Below are 20,397 nucleotides of genomic sequence, written 5' to 3'. Positions count from 1 at the left end.
GATATAAAACTGTTTTTAAGCGACTTGTCCCAAAGTACGGATACGTGCGCGCGGATGAATTTCATTCTGCGACATCACCACCGTTTGCGGACGGAAGCGTTCGACAATGGAACGGACATAGGGACGGATGCCCGGACTGGTTAACAGAACCGGTGCCTCACCCTGCATCGCCATCTGTTCATAAACCGTACGGACGGCAGAGATAAATTCCTGCAATTTCGTCGGTGCCATGGCAAGCTGTTTGTCTTCCCCGTCACCGATCAGCGATTCCGAGAATGCCTGTTCCCATGCAGGCGAGAGCGTCACCAGCGGCAGCACGCCCGAGGCATTGGCATTCTGATGGCACAGCTGGCGTCCCAGACGCGCGCGGACATGTTCGGTAATCATGGTCAGGTTATTGGTATAGGCCGCCGCCTCGGAAATACCTTCCAGAATGGCGGGCAGGTCGCGGATCGACATGCGCTCGGTCACCAGATTCTGCAACACGCGCTGAATACCCGTCACGGAAATCTGCCCCGGCACGATATCCGCAACCAGTTTCTGATGCGTCGGCGGTAATTCATCCAGCAGCTTCTGCGTTTCGGCATAAGATAACAGCTCCGACATGTTGTCTTTGACGATTTCCGTCACATGCGTCGTAATTACCGTCGAGGGATCAACCACCGTATAGCCTTTGAAATGTGCTTCCTCACGGTAATCTTTGCTGACCCACATCGCGGGCAGACCAAAAGCAGGCTCGCGGGTGGCATCGCCGGGCAGGTCAATATCCTCGCCTGTCGGGCTCATACACAGCAGCATATCGGGGCGGATTTCACCGCGTCCTGCTTCGATTTCCTTGATACGGATCACATAGGTGTTGGAGGGCAGCTGCAGATTATCCTGAATGCGGACAGAGGGAAGAACAAAGCCCATATCCTCTGCCAGCTGGCGGCGCAGTCCTTTGACCTGATCGGTCAGGCGCGCAGCATCGGGGCTTTCATTATTGACCAGCGGCAGTAAGGCATAACCAAGTTCCAGCCGGATGTAGTCAATCGCCAGCGTTTTGGAAATCGGCTCTTCTGCGGGCGGTTTCTCGGCGGCTTCGGCCTCTTCCTGCATCCGCACTTCTTCTTCCTCGCGATCAAAGCGCTGGAAGACCTGAAAGGCCATAAAACCTGTCACAACAGACATCAGCATAAAGGGGAAAAACGGCACACCCGGCAACACCGCCAGCGCCATCATCAGCACGGCGCTCAGCGCCAGCGCATGCGGGTAACGACTCAGCTGACCGAACAGCGCCTTATCCGCCGAACCCGACACGCTTGATTTCGACACCAGCATACCGGCGGCGATGGAAACGATCAGCGCCGGAATCTGGCTAACCAGACCGTCACCGACCGTCAGATGCGTATAGGTTTCCGCCGCCTCGCCCAACGTCAATCCGTTCTGGACAATACCGATAATCATGCCGGCGATGACATTGATAAAGACAATCATTAATCCGGCAATGGCATCACCGCGGACGAATTTCGCGGCACCATCCATGGAGCCGAAGAATTTGTTTTCCTGTTCCAGTTCCGAGCGGCGCAGCTTGGCTTCATCTTCGCTGATCAGTCCTGCGGATAAATCGGCATCAATCGCCATCTGTTTACCGGGCATGGCATCAAGGCTGAAACGCGCCGAGACCTCGGCGATACGGCCAGAACCCTTGGTGATAACGACAAAATTCACCAGCACCAGAATCCCGAAAACGATAATCCCGATCACGAAATTATTCTGCATGACAAAGGCGCCGAATGCCTCGATCACCTGCCCCGCCGCACCGTGTCCCTCATGGCCATTAGCCAGAATAAGACGGGTCGAGGCAAGGTTTAGCGATAGCCGCACCAAAGTGGCAACAAGCAATATGGTCGGGAATGAGCTAAGGTCAAGCGGCCTTTCGATAAACAGAACCGTCATCAAAATCAGCACGGAAAAACTCATCGACAAGGCAAGGCTGATATCCAGCATCCATGTCGGCATCGGCAAAATCAGGACAACAATGACGCAAACGATCAGCAGCGCGAAGACAACATCGCCGCGCATTTTGAAGCCGAAACCTTTACCGGCTCCCGCTGTTTGTAAGCTGTCATCAGCCATAAAGACTGTAATCCGTTTTTATTATACCTGTCACTTCGCTTGCAAAACCCAAGAGTTCCGCACTGTTATCTTAACACGGGAAAAGGGCGGGAATATAGCGAAAAAACGTGCAAACAGGCTCAACCCGATGCGGATTTATTGTCGCCATCATATTGATTGAGCTTGTTGCGCAAGGTACGGATGGAAATACCGAGGATACGGGCGGCATGGGTGCGGTTGCCGAGGCAATGATCCAGCGTACGCATTATCATTTCCTGTTCCATTTCCGCCATACTGTGCCCGACCAGTGCCGCCATTGCGTTTTCGACGCCGTCATCTTCCTGCGGGGGCGGCGTCGCGGCTTTTGCGGCAGGCGCTGCGGCAGCGGATTCCGGCGCGGCCTCCGACAGAATAATCGCGGCGGGCTCAATCTCGTCTTCGGTCGAAATCAGCACGGCGCGGTGCAGCGTGTTTTCCAGCTCGCGCACATTACCCGGCCAGTGATAATGCTGCATTTTGTCAATCGCCGCGTCCGAGAGTTTTTTCACAACCGGCAACCCGTTTTCTGCCGTGTATTTTTCCACAAACAGCTTTGCCAGCGGCAAAATATCCGACGGACGGTCTTTCAAATCCGGCAATTGCAGATTAATGACATTCAGACGGAAATACAGATCTTCACGGAAATTGCCGTTTTTAACTTCTTCGGCCAGATCGCGGTTACTGGTGGCAATCAGGCGGATATCAACCTTGACCGGTTCCTTGCCGCCAACACGGTCAATCACACGCTCCTGCACGGCACGCAGCAGCTTGGCCTGCAGGGAGGGGTGCATTTCACTGACCTCATCCAGCAGCAATGTGCCGCCGTCAGCCTCTTCAAATTTCCCGATCCGCCTTGCCACCGCGCCCGTAAAGGCACCTTTTTCATGGCCGAATAATTCGGATTCCAGCAGGTTTTCAGGAATGGCCGCACAGTTCAGAGAAATAAATTTCTTGGTCTTGCGCTTGCTGTGCATGTGGATATAGCGCGACATGACTTCCTTACCCGTACCGGATGATCCGGTAATCAGCACAGTTGCTTCGCTGGGGGCAATCTGGTCAGCCATTTTCATCACGGCTTTCATGGCGGGGTCACCCGCGATCATATCGCTGTTTTCCTGCGAGGCGGCTTCCAGAACCGCAGCAATCAAATCGGCATCGGGCGGCAGCGGCACATATTCCTTTGCTCCGGCCTTGATGGCCTTCACGGCGGCGGCGGCATCGTTATCCAGCCCGCAGGCCACGACCTGCACGGCGATACGTTCAGCCTCCAGCCCCTTGATGAATTCACTGATATTCTGGCGCACATCGACCATGACAAGGTCAGCACCGCGCCCGGCACGCAGCGCGCCCAAAGCCTCGCCGATATCTTCGCAATGAATAACGTCAGCACCGCGTGACAAGGCGATTTTGCCTGCCATGCTGATATGTCCTTCGAGACTGCCGACGATCATTAGACGCATAATCTTTTACCTTCCCCCGTCAGTCGAAATACCGGATACGGTTTTGCGGGGGCAGAATGCTGTTCAAAATCATTTCAAGGCGGCGCGGGTTTTCCTTGCGCGACATCGACATCAGTGCATTGATGACAAGGCGTTTTTCCGTCGCTTCGCTTTGTGCGTTATGCTCCAGCTTGGCCGCCAGCGGCGCAAACACAACCGTGGACAGGAACGCACCGTAAAAGGTTGTCAGCAAAGCCACCGCCATGCTGGGGCCGATACTGGCCGGATCATCCAGCAGAGCCAGCATCTGCACAAGACCGATCAGCGTTCCGATCAATCCCATTGCCGGCGCAACCTCCGCCGCACGGCGCAGAATACTCGCGCTTTTGTAATACATGCTGGTTTGCGCATCAATCTCGCGCCCCAGCATACGGGCGATTTCCTCTCCCGTACTGCCGTCGCGCAGCATTTGCGTCCCCTGCAGCAGAAAACGGTTATGACGCAGCGGCGCTTCGTATTTCTGTAATTCCAGATAGCCTTTTGCCCGCGCGATCAAGGCCAGTTCCAGCAACTGTTTTGAAGACAGCTCGAAATTGATTTCATGCCGCACCATGGCGCGGCCAATGACGGTAAAAGCCGTTTTGAAATTTTCACCGTTAAAAGACACCGCCGTCACCGCCAGCGTGCCGAACAGCACGATCAGCAGCGCCCGCGCATCCAGAAAGGCTTCCGGCGTTCCGCCCATAAACAGCGCTGCGACGATCAAGCCGATCGCCAGCAGTAAACCGATAATAATGGAAAGATCCGCTTTGCGTTTCTGTACCGTCCTGAGCACGGAGGCCTGCGGCAGCTTCACCTGAACATCCGCGCCTTCGGGGGCGGAATCCGCCTGCGATGCTGATTTTTCCTTTGCCATTCCCCTGCGGACAGCCTCTCAATAAAAATATAAGATAACGACGGCTATTGCCGCGTACGGTCTGATTTGACGATTTCCGTCATGGTGACGCCAAGCCGGTCTTCATTCACGACAACCTCGCCGCGTGCGACAAGACGGTTATTAACGTAGATGTCGATCGCCTCGCCGACTTTGCGGTCAAGCTCGACAACCGCGCCACGTCCCAGTTTCAGCAGCTGGCTGACCTGCATGGTTGCACGACCAAGAACAGCGGAAATCTGTACCGGAATGTCGTAAATCGCCTCGACATCCTTCGGTGAATCCGCGAAACCTGCGCTCATCATTTCATCTGTCATTTCCGCGAAATCAACACCACCGGATTCGGCATCATCTGCGCCGCCTTCCGAAGCTTCCGCTGCTTGAACAGGCTCATTTCCGCCTTCCGGCAAATCGTTGTCTTCATCACTCATGGCAAAGCCGCCTCCCTGAAAGAAAAATCGTTTTGATATGCACTACCACAGGTTATCCGTGGAACAGCACATACCCTAGCATAATAACCGTCTTTTCCGGTAAAAAGCAACAGCCGCTATTGCTTCGCTTTGCTTTTCGCCTTTTTCGCTTCCTTGGCGGCGGTTTTTTCTTCCGCAATATGCTCTTTCTTGATCACGCCTTTGTAATAAGCTTTCAAATCCTTTTTCAATCCGGGCGCCAAAACATAAAGCCCGATCACATTCGGCAGTGCCATCGCAAAAATCATCGCATCGGTAAAGCCGATGACATTGCTAAGATTTGCCGCCGCGCCAAGAATAATGACGGAGCAGAACACCAGCTTATACAGCGTGCCCAGTATTTTATTTTCTCCGACCAGATAAGTGAAAGCTTTCAGCCCGTAATAGGACCAGGCAATCATTGTCGAAAAGGCGAACAGGATCACGGCAATCCCCAAAATATAGGGAAACCATGAAAAGGCGCTGGCAAAAGCGCGGGACGTCAACTCGACTCCCTCCATATTACCGCCATTGTTATAGGATCCTGTGACGACAATCACCAGCGCCGTAATCGTACAAATCATAATCGTATCGATAAACGGCTCCAGCATGGCGACAACGCCCTGACTGACAGGAATTTTTGTTTTGGTCGTGGCATGTGCAATCGGCGCAGAACCGATCCCTGCTTCATTGGAGAATGACGCCCGCTGCACACCTTGCAACAAGGCACCAAAGAAGCCGCCCGCCAGCGCATCAACGCCGAAAGCTTCACGCAGAATGGTGCCGAATGCCGCAGGAATGGCCGTGATATTCATAAAAATAATCACCAGCCCCGCCGAGATATAAATAATAGCCATCAACGGAACGATTTTCGATGTCACGCGGGCAATCGACTGGATACCGCCGATAATCACCAGCGCCACCAGCACCGCCAGAATAAGACCGAAAAGCCAGCCTTTATCCGCAAAATAGCTGGCTTCACCGCCCGTGATATTCACAAATTGCTGAAAGGACTGATTGGCCTGAAACATATTCCCGCCGCCCATCGCGCCGCCGATACAGCAAACGGCAAAAAACATTGCCATCAGCCGTCCGATTTTCCCCAATGTCCGTCCCTTTTCCGCAAAGCCGTCGCTGATGTAATACATCGGCCCGCCGGAAAAAGAGTCATCCGGATTTTTGTGACGAAATTTAACGGCGAGCGAGCATTCGGTGAATTTTGTCGACATGCCGAAAAAGCCCATTGCCATCATCCAGAACATCGCCCCCGGCCCGCCGACGGAAATTGCCACAGCTACCCCGGCGATATTCCCGAGGCCGACCGTCCCCGACAGACTGGTCGATAATGCCTGAAAACGGTTAATCTGACCCTCACCGCCCTCTTCCTTATCATATTTTCCGCGCAGCAAATCCAGCGCATGGCCGAACATGCGCACATTGACGAAACCGAAATAGAAACTGAAAAACAGCCCCGCCATCACAAGCCAGGCCAAAATCAGCGGCGCGCTTTGTTCAAATTCCGTACCTTTGAAGATTTTAACGGAATAGAAAACAATGGACTGCACCTTGTCAGAAACCGGTTTAAACGCTTCATCCAGTGAATGGTCAACGGACTGCGCCGCGGCTGTTTGTGCAAACAGCATGATCCCGAAAACAGATGAAATTAAACCGGTCAAAATTCTTTGCATGCCCGCATTTCCCTTGAAAAAATGAATAAAATAACGCATATCCCTTTTTTCTAACATAAAAAACCCGGCTTGCAAATTACTGAAAATTTTTCCAGACTGTGAAAAGCGGGTGTTAACGCTTTCGTATCTTTTTCTCTTTATTCTTGAGAACACGAAGCGGCAATTTATTTTAGTGCGGACCATGTCACATAACCACATCATCATCAGTCAGGATAATATTTTACGGCAGCTTGTCTGCGGCGTATTACGCAAAAAAAACCTGAACTTTACCGAAGCACAGGAGCTGACGACGGAACATTCCCTCTCCAGCTCCGTGCTGGTGCTGGACATCGGCGATGATGACGCAGCCGCCTTTTCCCTGTGGAATATGTGCCAACAGCACGACATTTTGAAACGCGCCATCTTTATCATCTCGCAGGAGCATACGCTCTACGGCGATATTCTTGAAATCTGCGGAGAGCAGCGCGTCCTGCCCAAACCTTTCACGCCGGATGCGTTGTATCACAGTCTGGATATTTTTGCACCGCAGGCGCAGGCCGCCACAGCGGCCGCCGCACAGCCTGCTGAACCGGCTCCTGCCGCACCGTCGCCGCAAGCCTCTGTGCCGCCTGCCGCCCCGGCCATCCCCGTACCGGAATCCGCCGAAGACATGCAGGCAGAGCGCGAGGCCTTTATGCAGCGTGCGCTGGACTTAAGTTTTGAGAAAATGCGCGAATTACGCGCCGCCCCCTTTGCCGCCGTCATTGTCAAAAACAATAAAATCATTGCGGAAGGCTGGAGCGAAGTTGTTGAAAAACACGACCCGACCGCCCATGCGGAAATCAACGCCATCCGCAAGGCCTGCGAAGTTTCCGGCGATTACAAATTGCGCGAATGTGAAATCTATTGCAGTACAGAACCCTGTCCGATGTGCCTTGCAGCCATTTATCTGGCCGGCATTTCCAAAGTCTATTACGCAAATTCCGTCCGCGATGCCGAGGAATTCGGTTTCGGGCATCAGGATATTGCCGCCGAGATCGCCATGGACAGAAAACAACGCATTATGCCGTCCATCCAGATGATGGACAGCGAGGCCTATTACGCCTTGCAGGAATGGCAGGAGAATTATTCACCGTCGGGAGGTTACGCCGACTAAATTTACACAGATGAAAATCTGAACAGAAAGGAGCATATTATGCGTCACGAAATGCATGGCGGGGATACATTCCCCATTATGAAATGTTATCTGGAGAAAGGGGAATCCATCCGCGCGGAATCAGGCGCGATGGTCTCGATGTCCTCCAATATGACATTAACAGGTAAAATGGATGGCGGCTTCGGCAAGGCAATAGGCCGCCTGTTTACCGGAGAATCCTTCTTCCTGCAATCAATCGAAGCGCAGGACGCTCCGGGCTGGGTTATGCTGGCCACAGCGGCACCGGGCGGCATTGCACCGGTCGAGCTGGACGGATCGCGGGAGTGGATCGTGCAAAAAGGCGGTTTTCTTGCCGGCACGCAGGATATCAAGGTTTCCACCAAAGCGCAGAGTCTGACAAAAGGTCTGTTCAGCGGCGAAGGGTTTTTCGTTATTAAAATCGGCGGTGCGGGCACCGTGTTCTTTTCCAGTTACGGATCAATCATTCCGCTTGATGTCGGCGAAGGCGAAACCGTCCGCGTCGATAACGGCCATCTTGTCGCCTGGCATGCCGATATGAAATACCAGCTGGCAAAAGGCGGTACCTCATGGGTTTCCTCTTTCACCTCCGGTGAAGGGCTGGCCTGTATTTTCGAAGGGCCGGGCCGCGTCTATATCCAGACACGGAATCCGCGCGATCTCGGCTTCTGGATTTCTCCCTTCATTGTCTTTCCGAAAAATTGACAATGACGGGGATTTCCTATGTAATGATAAGGATGAATGCGCACCGCCTTCCAAGCGTTCCGCGAACGAGGTTTAAACATGCCCCATACAGATAAAATCTTTACCTTGAAAGCAATGCTGACCTGCCTTGTGTTTGCAGCATGTTTTGCCCTTATCTCCTCCGCGGTTTTCGCACAGGCCGGCACAACACTGAGTGCCGGACAGCGGGTTGTACGCCCGATGGTACCGCTGGACCCCGTCACATTACAGGTTGAAGGCATCAGCATCCGGCTTTGGGGCATCAAGGCGGCACAAACCCGCGAAACGCCGCTGGAACTGCGCGCGATGGATTTTATCGAGAAAATGATCAATAATGATGTCGTCTCCTGCCGTATTGAAAAAGTGGATCGCGGCATCCCTTATGCCCGTTGCACCACCCATAGCAGTGATGAAATCAACCTTGCGCTGCTACAAAGCGGCTTTGCCGTTGTTGACCGTCACCAGACTTATGGGTCGGTTTTTGCATCGGCTTATGAAGATGCGCAGATCACAGCGCGTGACCGCCGTGCGGGCGTCTGGGAATTTGTCGTCGCGGAAGACCGTGACAAGCTGATCCCCGACTGGCTTGATCCCTATATGTCCAGCCTTGTACCGCTGTCGCTGATTTTCGGCCCGCTGACCGGACTGGCCTTGATTGCACTGGCGGCACGTCAGGGATTCCGCAATATGATCAAACGTCAGGAAATGGAATTCAAGGAAACGCGCGAAAAAGAAGAAGCGCTGCTGCGCCGTGAAAAACTGGTTCTGGCCTCCGCCATTGAAGGGGAGCTGTCTGAAAACAAGGTCAAGATTGAAGCCTTTTTGACCATCTACCACGACCTGCTGAAAGAATTGCAGGATGATAGCGTCACGCCGAAATATCAGCGTTCGGGCGGTGATTTGATTCACAAACACCCCGCCCTGAACCGCACGGTTTTTGAAGGCAGCATCAGCAAATTATCGGCACTGGACATGCAGCTTGCCAGCACCCTGTCCAAACTCTATGCCTATATTCATGCCGAGCCGGACTATATCACGATTGACAGCAAAATGCCGCATGGCGAGGTGCTTTCTCTGATGCAAAAAACCATCCAGACGACCGAAGCCCTGATCCCGCAAATTGATTTCGCGCTGGAACAGCTATCCTCGATGATCCAGAAACAAATGGGCGGCGCTGATGATACGAAGAAAAAACAGCAGCCGCCGCGCGGCCCCGTCGCGCAAAAACCGGAGGCCGCTGCCGCACAGAAAGCCGCCGCTCCCGCTGCGCAGGCGCAACAACAGCAGGCTCAGGCGCAAAAACCGCCGCAGGCCCAAGCACCTGCAGGACAGGCTCCGGCAGGACAACAAGGGCAACCGCCGCAAGCACAATCCGGCGGCGCAACCTCATAATATTATCGGGATTATTTTATTGTTCGGCGCGGTTGCTGTAGAGCAACCGGTCCAACAGCTGCTGGCTCGGCTCGCCATCAACTGCCAGCCCCGCTTTTTTCTGGAAGGCACGAATGGCATCTGCGGTTTGCGCATCCAGATCACCCAGCGGACGGTTTTTCGGCAGCATACCCATATCAATCAGCATACGCTGCACGCGTGAAACAAGCTGCTTTTGCACCTCCGGCGTGTAACCCGGACCATCGGTTGAACCTTCCTCTACCAGTGCAACGGGCGGCGGCAGATCGAAATCTCCCCCTGCAGCCGTTTCGATGGCATTCAGATTTTCCGGCAGGTCCAGCGCATTTGTCGCGGGCATCGCGATAACGCGGCGGCCGCGCAGACGGTCGGCAGATGCCGTTGCCTCGGCAAAGCCGAGCTTTCCGGCCTTGTCATACCAGGCAATCGCTTTATCACGGCTATCCGCACCGTTTCCCGCGAAACGGCCTTCATACAGCACGCCCATATTATAAGCGGCTTGCGCAACGCCAAGACGGGCGGCATGTTCCAGATATCCCATCCCCTGTTTGACATCGGCTTTTACACCGATCCCCTCAACATAGGCGATGCCCAGATTATACAGCGCCTCGGGATGATCAAAAGCGGCGGCCTCGCGGTACCAGTACATGGCCTGCGTCATATCGCGGCGCAGTCCCAATCCCTGATGATACATGACGCCCAGATTGTAATGCGCATTGGCGACACCGTTTTCGGCGGCCTTCACAAACCAGTAAGCGGCACGGCGGAAATTCGACGGCACAACGCGGCCTGATGCGTAAAGCGCGCCCAGATCATGCTGCGCGGCGGCATCGCCCGAGAAAGCGCGCGTTTCAAGATCCTGCAATTCCGTCGGCAATGACGTATCAGCGGTAATGCGGTCAAGATTCTTCATTGTGATGCGTTGATCGCCCGTTCCCGCGGCGGGTGCAATCGCGGCGGCCTGTTCCGCCTGCGCAGTCATCGCTGCGGCATCGGCCATAACAGGTTGCTGTAACGGTTGCGGCGCGGGTTGCGGCGGCGTCACCGCAAGCTTCTCGGCCTGCAGCGGTTTTTCAACAGCCGGCATCTGCTGCGGCGGTAATGTCACCGTATCTTCCGCATGTGCCAGCCACAAGGTTTCCGTCGTTGCTTCTTGAACAGGCGCGGCCTCTTGCACAGGCTGTTTGACCGCTTGCGGCTTAACATGTGTGGGTTGTTCAACCGGCGCATCCTGCACCGCGACAACGATTTCCTCCACCGGAGCGGGCTCTTCGGCGACAACGGTTTCAATATATTCTTCCGGAACAGGCGCGATAACCTCCGCCACGGCAGCTGTTTCCGCAACGATTTCTTCAGGCTGCGGCGTAGCGGCAGCCACAAAATCATCTGTGCGCACATTTTTCAGCTCTGCCAGAACGCGTGCATACATATCTTCGGTTTTCGCCTGACGCTGTTGCAGTTCCGCCAGTAATTGTTCATGTCTTTCCATGCTCTCGGCAAGGCGGGCAACCGCGCGGTCCGTTTTGTCACGCGCCTTTAACTGGTCCAGCGTCTGCCATTCAGGGGCGAAAGCGACCTCTGTGCTCTGTGCCGTATTCAGCTTGGCAAATTCCGTGCGGGTGACAAATTCTTTCGAAGCCGGTTGCTGCATCAGCGCAACGGCCAGCGCCGTTGTGGCGACGAAAAAGCTAAGAACGGATGTCAATGTGGCGGTTTTGGAACGCGCGGGCTGTGCCTCGGGCGACCATGTATCAGGCAGTTGCGAGGGGTCAATCGCCAGCGGCAGAAAGAATTTACCGCTGTCCTGATCAAGCTCGGCACCCGATTCTAAATCGGCAACACGGGCGGCAACATCATCACGGACAATCTCCGTTTTTTCAAGACGGCGGCCTAGCGCTTCAATTGCGTGAAAAATCTCCGCATTGACTTTATCTTGATGATTTAAAAAGATATCATTATCTTTTTGCTGACGTGCCATGGCCGTTTTTTGATCTGTCTGATGTTCGAAATATGTTCAAGACGATAACAGAGAAATCCGCAAAAGTCATGTAAAAAAAACTTGGCAAATCTTTCTGCGATTTCTATGCTTGAAATTGGTACATATTTAGGATATGTTCTGTTTCGTTGTTGGGGTGTGGCCAAGCGGTAAGGCACCGGTTTTTGGTATCGGCATGCGCAGGTTCGAATCCTGCCACCCCAGCCACTTTTTCTTCCCAACACATCCGATAAAGTCCACGCAGCCCTTGATTTTCAAGGGCTTTTTTGATATATTCAATTCCATTAAATCCTATTTATTCCAACAAAAGCCAACAAAAAAGTTGGTACTTGAGTTGGTACTTTGCAATTTTAACAAATTTGATACCAACAAAATGAAACTCACAGACAATCAATGTAAAAACGCAAAACCGATGGAACCTCCATCCAAAGCACCGCGCAAACTTGCCGATGGGCAAGGTTTATACCTATGGGTTATGCCGAATGGCGCTAAATATTGGCGATATACATACAGAGTCCCCTCTTCCCAAGAGGGACAAAAGAAGCAAAAAACACTCGCACTTGGCGTTTATCCAGAAATATCCCTAAAAGAAGCTAGAGACAAAAAGCTAGAAGCCCGTAAGTTGGTATCTGAAGGGAAAGACCCGGCATTAGAGCGCAAAAAGACCAACATCATGGCAAATCAAAACGCTGCCAATACTTTTGAAGTCATTGCGCGCGAATGGTACGAAAATAGAAAGAGTCGCTGGCGTCCCCGTTACGCAGAAGAAGTACTCAAGCGACTAGAAGATGATATCCTGCCCCATTTAGGCGGATATCCTATTAAAGAGATTGAACCTCCCTTACTTTTGGAAGTAATCCGCAAAATTGAGAATCGCGGCGCTTATGATCTAGCCAGAAGACAACTGCAAAAATGCGGTGAAATTTTCCGTTACGCTATAGCATGTGGTAAAACAGTGCGCGATCCCTCCCCAGATATCAAAGAAGCCCTTAAGCCCGTTAAAAAAGGTCACTTTGCTGCAATCGAAGTAAAAGAGCTACCTGATTTCTTGAAAGCTATCGAAAGTAATGAAGCACGGCTATATCAAACCACACGAAACGCTCTCAAACTTATCACGCTTACTTTTGTAAGAACCAGCGAACTAATTAATGCGGAATGGAAAGAGATCGATTTTGAAAACAAAGAATGGATTATCCCCGCTGAACGGATGAAAATGAATAGAGCGCACATTGTACCGCTTGCTAACCAATCTATTGAGATACTTAAAAGTCAAAAAGTAATCGCCGGAAACTGGCCGCTTGTCTTCCCAAGTTCAGTAAGACCAAGAAATTCAATTAGCAACAACACCATTCTCGGCGCAATAAAACGTCTCGGGTATAAAGGCCGCATGACTGGGCATGGATTCCGCGCCTTAGCCATGAGCACTATCAAACAAGAACTAGGCTACAGGCATGAAGTTGTAGATAGACAACTTGCACACGTTCCAAAAAGCAAAATAGATAAAGCGTATGATCGCGCACAGTTTCTTGATGAAAGAACCCAGATGATGCAGGAGTGGGCTGACTATATTGATGGTTTGATCGAATGAAACAGACTAGATCACAAAACAATAAGCCACTAGGTAATGAAAATTCATATACCGAAGAGTTTTACGATGAACTGTTTAACATGGTTAATCTCGATAACCAATTTACACAGAACTCTTTGAAGAGAGCTATCATTCTAGCCGCCCAAGCATATATGAGTCATTACAACGAACACCTAAGACAATATCCCTCACACGAGACCAAAAAGGAACTTCAAAAAGCATTACGCCACATTGAGAAAGCCACAACCTCACTTAACAAGGTATTCTTAACTGGCAACCAGGGAGAAGATGTCGTGAATGCTCTTCACGAAGCCATCTCGAAAAATTACCCGTCTCTAAATGGGATTTTAAAAGACACCCGAAGAGATAATGGGCAGTTATTTACTGTAACGTCACCAATGCAGTCACTTAAACTTTTGGGCGCAGTGGCAGATGGTATAGAACTTACGCTGAACAACTATGAAACAAAAAAAACTCCAAATAGAAGTGAAGCTTTATATATTTGGATGATGATAGTGGCCGCCCAACTAGAACCGATAATCGGTCACAGGTTTGAACAAAGCAGATACTATAAGACAGATAAAGGTGGAGAGTATATATCCAAAAAGACAATTGGTGATTCCGAATTGCTATTGTTCATTATTCAACGGTTAGACCCCAATGTCACAATCTCCCAAATAGAAACAGCGATTAAAGAAACACGAAAAGAACGTCATGAAGCTCCGTGGGATGACTATTTCCCAATGATGTAGATTTCTAGGGTCACAGAAAAAAATCAAAAATTTTTGAAGGAACTTTTTCTTCCATCATCCTTATGAAGAAATGATGGACTGCGATAAGAATATTTGTACCCACTTAAACTTTATTGAAAGGGATGCAAATGCTAGAAAAATCGCAAAAAGAACGTTTCCTCCGCCTCACAGATGTTATGGCACGCACCGGCTTAAGTCGGAGCACGATCTACCTACATATAAACCAAGGGCTTTTTCCTACCAACATTAATATTGGCCCTCGATCCGTGGGTTGGTTGGAAAGTGAAATAGACGCATGGATAGAAGACCGCATAAATCAAAGATAAGGCATCAAATTTTTTGTGCCCTTTTTACCAGTTTTTAGTCTTAATAGCGGAGAAAATAAAAATGAAAGACGTTTCAGATAGTGAAGACACCCTAAAAACCCTTCATACAAAAAAGCCTCTAATAAAGGTTATTCGAGAAAAGTGTCTAGATTGTTGTGTATATCAAAAAGCTGAGGTTCGGTTGTGCCACATTCAAACTTGCGCTCTCTGGCCATATCGCATGGGAAAAAATCCATTCCATACAAGACCAACTTCTAAACACAGCGATTAGTTTTTTAACTGCATTAGTAGCAAGCCCTGTCTCATTTCACCGATCTTCCTCGGGAGGAACATTAAATGTCTTAAGATGATGGAGGATTTCATTCCCGTCACCATCTCTTTCAACCCCCACCAATATAACAGGCGTATTTTCTCTCAAAACAAAACCAGACTTTGGAGATACGTTAGAAGTTAAAACCGGTCCTAGTTTAGTCGCCGACCAATATACATTGTTTTTGGAACATAGCGGCATAATTTTGATATAAAATGGGATGACTTCCCCACTTAGGATATCTGCTTTTAGCTTGTTAGCCTCTTTATCCATATATTTTATCAACCTATTGAAAAGCATATCTGATTTATCTGCTGAAGCATAAATTAGAGTTACATTCTTTGGCAGAAAATAGTTTTCAAAAAGAGGGATTTTTCCATCATTGAGTTTGGGAATGTCACTCAAAGCACTATCTACTACTATGCCAATTCTTTTCCCACTATTCACCAACATCCGCAAAAATTTTTGGTTCAGAAGAAGTGCCCATGCCACCTTTTCAGGCTCATCGTAGCCCATATCTGGAAATACAAAAGAGAGCATTTTGGCATTTATATCCAAGTTATATTCGTTCTCTCCTTCGTCAACACAGATGTGAGTTATACAGGAAACATGAAAGCGTCCCTTTTCCGATAGAGCCGAGTTTGTATCTACTACAAAAACAAAGTCATAATCAGCAAAAGAAGCCATTTCATCTACCCGATAGCCTAAAGACTCTCTTTGAGGCGTCTCTGTAATAATCTTATTCCCTTTGGATCTAAAATGTGAAAGTTGTGTACCGTTTATTTTTAGTGGTATCTTCTGCCCATCTTTGATTGCCATCACCTCACCGGACTTAAAATCAATTTGAAGCTCATCCGCATCACGCAGCTCTGGCGTCATACCTATTTCGATTCTAGTTATCCTAGGCTTTTTTTCATTCATAGAAAAACATCCATATATATTTAAAAATAATGCAGTACAGAGCATAAATACTCTTGTTTCGAATTTCCCACATTGTAACTAATCTGAATGGAAATAGAAGTGTGTGTTTCCCCTTGGGGGGACGGAAGGGGGGATGCGCGTATCTATACTTGATGATTACGCGCTAGGTGACAGCTTATAATATATTCACGCGTGACGCTCATGCCGTCACTAGAACTCTTGTTCTGCTCCGAATATTAGCTGGAACAATTATCAGAAATGAATATAAATGATCGTATAGACACTTATGCTCAAAAAAAATTCGCAAGAAGAAGAAAATCCACTAAGATGTGTACATGGAAATAGCTGGCAAAATAGTTTGTGATATTATCGATAGCAATATAGTTTTTGGTATTGTTGCCGTTGTTTTTAGCTTCTTAGCTTACAGACATACAAAGGAACGCTTTCGTTTAGACTTGCTCGACAAACGCTGGGAAGTCTATGAAAAAGTACTAGAGTTTTGCAGCCGTGTTACTCAATACGGCGGCCTTCCTAAGCATTGCGATGATGACGAAGAACGTAATAAATCTATCCTAGCTGCCCTTATGGCTTCTGAATCATCGTTTCGAGGAATAGGCTATCATAAAGCTCGATCATTATTCGGAACAGATATACATGGCAAGCTCGACAAATTAGATAAAGCATATTCCTTCTTTATCACCTATCAAGACAACTCTCATGATAAACACGACCAACAGAGAGCGCATTTGAGTTTTGTATGGGAAACTGTCAATGATTTACCTGAGATATTTAAACCCTATATCTATTTTGGAGATTTCAAGCAACGATCTGTAAGAAATGCAATACTGTCTTTTACGTTAGGACTAATAGGTATAGCCCTTTTAATAGTTGGTATATATGTTGGTATCCATGCAATTTCATTTATCATTTACTAATATATACCAATAACTTAATGTTAAATTATGAATGATGCCACCAGCCACTTTTTCTTCCCAACACATCCAATTAAAGTCCGTACTGCCAATCTTATTCTTTCAGCAGCTTCCAAACAAAGATTCGAGCCGGAGTTATGAGAGCGGTTTGATTTATTCTGGCATGACACATCACCGCCGTATTTTGACAGATAAATCTGCATTATGGTATACTTATGGATGAGCATGCAATCGATCAAATCACGTTTTCTCGCCTCTTTTCCCGTTATCGGCCCTCACGCCGATATTGAGGCAGATCTTATGCTTGCGGGGAAAAAGCCCATAACATGGGTATTTGTTGCTCCTGATGAAGCCAAGTTTGATGACCCGCGGATGCAACGCCAGCACGAAGGAAGGAAGCGTCTTGATAGGGCCGTTGAAGAAGGGCGTTTGATTGCGATTGATGTTGAACAAAGATATGACGAGCATCCGGAATATGTTGGCGTTTATCGTCATTACGCCCAGCCTGAGAATGAGGAAAAACTCAAACAAGTCGTTGCCTTTAACAAGCAGGCATTCAATGGGCGGGATGTCTCTCAAGTAGAGCTTGATAAAGATATGGGGCATTATCTGGGATATAGGCGCCGCGACATTTTCTTCTTTAATAACGTTATCAACGCCCCTCTTTTACCTGAAGGGCTGCGCGATGTGATTATTCGGTTCAACGCACCATGCCAACAAGCTCTTGGCGAAAAGCTATTGGCGGAAGTTAAAAAATCGCTGGACACCACCGCGAAAAAATCTACAAAATTTACAATCGGCGAGAACAAAGCCCCGCGTGAAACACCTCCCCAAATAAAAAAATCAACCAACAACAGCAAGACACCCGCCCCATAAAAGCAACCGCGCAAAGGGGCTTGTCAGATTACCAACCTATATTTCAGCAGTGCGATTTCGTCTGACGGAACGTCTGAAGATATCATCGCCGATTTGGTTCAGGCTATGCGGGGAGAGGAATAACTTTTATACTCTTCATCCATGAGCAAGAAAAACACAACAAGCAATCAGCAGGTCGAGGCAGCGGGTACCGTCGCGGACGTTCGGAATTGTATGACACCGGGTGGGCATAAGGTATTGGCCGAGGAACTGCGCCGGCTGTTAAAAGAAGAGAGGCCAAAGATCGTCGAGGTCGTTGCATGGGCTGCGGGTAATGGTGATCGCTCAGAAAACGGGGACTATATCTACGGTAAAAAGCGTTTACGAGAGATTGACCGCCGCGTCAGATACCTGACCAAACGCCTTGATCAGCCGGAAATCGTTGACCCGAAAAAACAGCAAGGCGTTGAGCAAGTTTTCTTTGGCGCCACGGTTGTTTATAAACGCGAAGATGAGACCGAAGTCACCGTCAAACTCGTCGGCATTGATGAAGCCGACTTTTCCAAAGGAACGATCTATTGGCTTTCCCCCGTTGGCAAAGCACTGATGAAAGCCAAAGTCGGTGACGAAGTCACAATCCGCAAAGAATCCGGCATTGAAACCATTGAGGTTTTAGAGATTGATTACATTGTAGATGCCCCCTCGGGATAGCAAAAACGAATGACAACACCGTTTTTTAATAAAAACCCTTGCCCTCTTCAATTAATACGGCTATATTAGTTTTGTTCCTGCTTCGGCAAGAACTAGACAGTTGGAAAGACAACGGGTGTAACTGATTAACTGCTTAGATCCGATAGGAAACGTCGTTAAAAAACCTAAAAAAAGGCTACCCTCGGGTGGCCTTTTTTTATGGCGCATATTCAAGTTTTTCTAGACTAGATTAGTTTCCAGAGTAAACCGCTTTTGCCTGACATGACAGCCATCCTTTTCCCCAACACGCTTCACGATCCGAGAATATTGCGTTGCAAGAACGCCCTGCCCCTTTAATAAACATGTTCATCACCTTTGCCGCGCGGGTCGGAGAAAGTTTTGACGGTATTGTCTTTATAATCCCAAAGAATAATCTGCATATTGCCATACCGTCTTATGACCGGCGTTAGATGGTGACCTTTGCGCTTTAACGTGCGAATTTCCTCGTCCGAAAAGGCACCGCTCTCGTAAAATACTTCGTCGGGTTGAAACTGGTGATGAAAGCGCGGACGCGCAACGATTGTTTTGCCGTCTGTTCCCTGCATTCGGTCCAGCGCCGCCAGCAGAACCATGCTGATAATCCGTGAGCCTCCGGGTGTGCCGAGGATGGCTACGCCCTGATCTGATTCCAGAAATGTCGGTGTCATGCTGGAGAGCATGCGTTTCCCCGGCGCAACGGCATTGGCCTTGGTACCAATCAGCTGATAGCCGTTTTCGACTCCGGGTTTTATGACGAAATCATCCATTTGATTATTGAGCAGAACCCCCGTCCCTTTGGGAACAAAACCCGCACCAAACCAGAAATTGATGGATTGCGTCACGGCGACGCGGTTGCCTTCGCGGTCGATGACGGCGAAATGCGTGGTTTCCGTACCTTTATTTTGCGCCGGTGCATCAAGCGATAGCGTGTCACTTTTTGTTGCCTGCGCCAAATTGATAGAGCGGCTTTGTGCTGTTGCATGTTCCGCGCTCAACAAACGCTCCGTCGGGACTTCAACAAAATCGCTGTCGCCCAGATATTCCGCCCGTTCGTGATAGGCACGTCGCAGGGCTTCAATAATCAGATGTTTTTGCGTCACCGCATCCTGCGTGGCCAGATTGAAGTTGGACAGAATATTGAGGCTGTTGATTAAAGTGATGCCTCCGGAAGACGGGAGAGCGGCAGCAATAATTTTTGTGCCTTTGTAAGTGCCTGTGACAGGTGTGCGATTTACAACATGGTAGGCTTTTAAATCCTCCAATGTCCAAATACCGCCATGTTTTGCGATATCTTTGACGAGACGCTCCGCAAGTTCCCCTTCATAAAACCCTGCAGCGCCATTTTGCGCAATCAATGTCAGCGTTTTAGCCAAATCCGGCTGCTTTAGCACCCAGCCGGGCGCGGGAAGAGCGTTATTATCAAGAAAAATTCCGGCCGCTTCAGGATTTTGGCGCAATAGGTCAAGTTTGTATTCCGCACCCGTTATATAACGCCGATCAACAGCAAACCCGTCCTGCGCGGCGCGGATCGCAGATTGCAACAATGCGCCAAGTTCAAGAGAGCCGTAATTTTCAGCGATATTGGCGAGTGCCGCAGGTAGACCGGGAATGCCCGCCGATAACGGGCCTTCCGTCGAGAGACCGGGGACAGGGTTGCCGTGATGATCGAGATACATATCGGCTGTCGCGGCTTGCGGTGCCATCTCCCGCGCATCCAGCATGTTATAGCTGTTTGTCTTTGCATCATAGATCAGCCAAAATCCGCCGCCGCCAAGCCCTGAACCAAAAGGCTCGACCACAGCAAGCATCGCGCTGACGGCAACGGCGGCATCAAAGGCGTTGCCGCCGCGCGCCAGAATATCTTCACCGGCCTTGGTGGCAAGAGGGTGTGAGCTGACAACAGCAGCTTTTGCAGGGAACAGGGGATGGTCAGCCTGAGCGTCATAACTCCCGGAGACAGCACAGCACAGGAACAGGCCAATGATAAACAAGTATTTCATAGCGCCCTAGTCTAAGAGAAAACTTATCTTTTGACTACGTCCCCGGTCACTTTTTC

17 protein-coding genes and 1 tRNA gene are annotated in these 20,397 nt (G+C 49.7%); 10 read left to right on the top strand and 8 right to left on the bottom strand.

Going from position 1 to position 20,397, the window contains the following annotated elements:
* Positions 1–15: 15 nt before the first annotated feature.
* From flhA to HND56_02935, 5 genes are all read right to left on the bottom strand, one after another.
* The gene (gene flhA / locus HND56_02955) at positions 16–2,118 is read right to left on the bottom strand and encodes a flagellar biosynthesis protein FlhA (GenBank protein ID QKK04707.1); all 2,103 of its coding nucleotides are present in this window, start codon (positions 2,116–2,118) and stop codon (positions 16–18) included.
* Positions 2,119–2,237: 119 nt separating this feature from the next.
* On the bottom strand, positions 2,238–3,596 hold the full coding sequence (locus HND56_02950; protein QKK04706.1) for a sigma-54-dependent Fis family transcriptional regulator: 1,359 nt from the start codon (positions 3,594–3,596) through the stop codon (positions 2,238–2,240).
* 19 nt (positions 3,597–3,615) lie between these two features.
* Positions 3,616–4,491: a biopolymer transporter ExbB gene (locus HND56_02945; protein ID QKK04705.1), complete on the bottom strand. Its 876-nt coding sequence runs from the start codon at positions 4,489–4,491 to the stop codon at positions 3,616–3,618.
* A gap of 44 nt (positions 4,492–4,535) precedes the next feature.
* Positions 4,536–4,826, bottom strand: a complete 291-nt coding sequence (fliN, locus tag HND56_02940; protein QKK06534.1) for a flagellar motor switch protein FliN — start codon at positions 4,824–4,826, stop codon at positions 4,536–4,538.
* A gap of 230 nt (positions 4,827–5,056) precedes the next feature.
* Positions 5,057–6,646, bottom strand: a complete 1,590-nt coding sequence (locus HND56_02935; GenBank protein QKK04704.1) for an alanine:cation symporter family protein — start codon at positions 6,644–6,646, stop codon at positions 5,057–5,059.
* Positions 6,647–7,295: 649 nt separating this feature from the next.
* Between HND56_02935 and HND56_02930 the strand changes: the two genes are divergently transcribed.
* The 3 genes from HND56_02930 to HND56_02920 all read left to right on the top strand — a co-directional run bounded on the left by HND56_02930 (position 7,296) and on the right by HND56_02920 (position 9,914).
* Positions 7,296–7,781 (top strand): nucleoside deaminase, encoded by a 486-nt coding sequence (locus HND56_02930; protein ID QKK06533.1) that lies wholly within the window; start codon positions 7,296–7,298, stop codon positions 7,779–7,781.
* A gap of 39 nt (positions 7,782–7,820) precedes the next feature.
* Positions 7,821–8,504, top strand: a complete 684-nt coding sequence (locus tag HND56_02925) for a TIGR00266 family protein (protein QKK04703.1) — start codon at positions 7,821–7,823, stop codon at positions 8,502–8,504.
* Positions 8,505–8,582: 78 nt separating this feature from the next.
* On the top strand, positions 8,583–9,914 hold the full coding sequence (locus HND56_02920) for a hypothetical protein (protein ID QKK04702.1): 1,332 nt from the start codon (positions 8,583–8,585) through the stop codon (positions 9,912–9,914).
* 16 nt (positions 9,915–9,930) lie between these two features.
* On the opposite strand, the gene HND56_02915 is transcribed toward HND56_02920, so the two are convergent.
* The gene (locus HND56_02915; protein QKK04701.1) at positions 9,931–11,910 is read right to left on the bottom strand and encodes a hypothetical protein; all 1,980 of its coding nucleotides are present in this window, start codon (positions 11,908–11,910) and stop codon (positions 9,931–9,933) included.
* Positions 11,911–12,060: 150 nt separating this feature from the next.
* Between HND56_02915 and HND56_02910 the strand changes: the two genes are divergently transcribed.
* From HND56_02910 to HND56_02895, 4 genes are all read left to right on the top strand, one after another.
* Positions 12,061–12,135: transfer RNA gene (locus HND56_02910), tRNA-Gln, on the top strand.
* A 166-nt stretch (positions 12,136–12,301) separates the two neighbouring features.
* On the top strand, positions 12,302–13,516 hold the full coding sequence (locus HND56_02905; protein ID QKK06532.1) for an integrase arm-type DNA-binding domain-containing protein: 1,215 nt from the start codon (positions 12,302–12,304) through the stop codon (positions 13,514–13,516).
* On the top strand, positions 13,513–14,268 hold the full coding sequence (locus HND56_02900; protein ID QKK04700.1) for a hypothetical protein: 756 nt from the start codon (positions 13,513–13,515) through the stop codon (positions 14,266–14,268). Before HND56_02905 ends, HND56_02900 begins: the two co-directional genes overlap by 4 nt.
* 128 nt (positions 14,269–14,396) lie before the next feature.
* Positions 14,397–14,594 (top strand): AlpA family transcriptional regulator, encoded by a 198-nt coding sequence (locus HND56_02895; protein ID QKK04699.1) that lies wholly within the window; start codon positions 14,397–14,399, stop codon positions 14,592–14,594.
* A 307-nt stretch (positions 14,595–14,901) separates the two neighbouring features.
* Here HND56_02895 and HND56_02890 read toward each other — a convergent pair whose 3' ends face one another.
* Positions 14,902–15,825, bottom strand: a complete 924-nt coding sequence (locus HND56_02890; protein ID QKK04698.1) for a hypothetical protein — start codon at positions 15,823–15,825, stop codon at positions 14,902–14,904.
* A gap of 335 nt (positions 15,826–16,160) precedes the next feature.
* On the opposite strand from HND56_02890, the gene HND56_02885 reads away from it, so the two are divergent.
* The 3 genes from HND56_02885 to greB all read left to right on the top strand — a co-directional run bounded on the left by HND56_02885 (position 16,161) and on the right by greB (position 18,323).
* Complete coding sequence (locus HND56_02885) at positions 16,161–16,760, top strand: hypothetical protein (GenBank protein ID QKK04697.1); 600 nt, start codon at positions 16,161–16,163, stop codon at positions 16,758–16,760.
* Between the two features lie 222 nt (positions 16,761–16,982).
* Positions 16,983–17,633, top strand: coding sequence for a hypothetical protein (locus tag HND56_02880; protein QKK04696.1), 651 nt, complete (start codon positions 16,983–16,985; stop codon positions 17,631–17,633).
* A 141-nt stretch (positions 17,634–17,774) separates the two neighbouring features.
* Positions 17,775–18,323: a transcription elongation factor GreB gene (greB, locus tag HND56_02875; GenBank protein ID QKK04695.1), complete on the top strand. Its 549-nt coding sequence runs from the start codon at positions 17,775–17,777 to the stop codon at positions 18,321–18,323.
* A gap of 332 nt (positions 18,324–18,655) precedes the next feature.
* Here greB and ggt read toward each other — a convergent pair whose 3' ends face one another.
* Positions 18,656–20,341, bottom strand: coding sequence for a gamma-glutamyltransferase (gene ggt / locus HND56_02870; GenBank protein ID QKK04694.1), 1,686 nt, complete (start codon positions 20,339–20,341; stop codon positions 18,656–18,658).
* Positions 20,342–20,397 lie beyond the last annotated feature (56 nt).

The organism is Pseudomonadota bacterium (genome assembly GCA_013285465.1).
Lineage (GTDB): Bacteria > Pseudomonadota > Alphaproteobacteria > Micavibrionales > CSBR16-224 > CSBR16-224.
The sequence above is the reverse complement of the archived record's forward strand: the minus strand, read 5'-3'. Positions and strand labels throughout refer to the sequence as shown.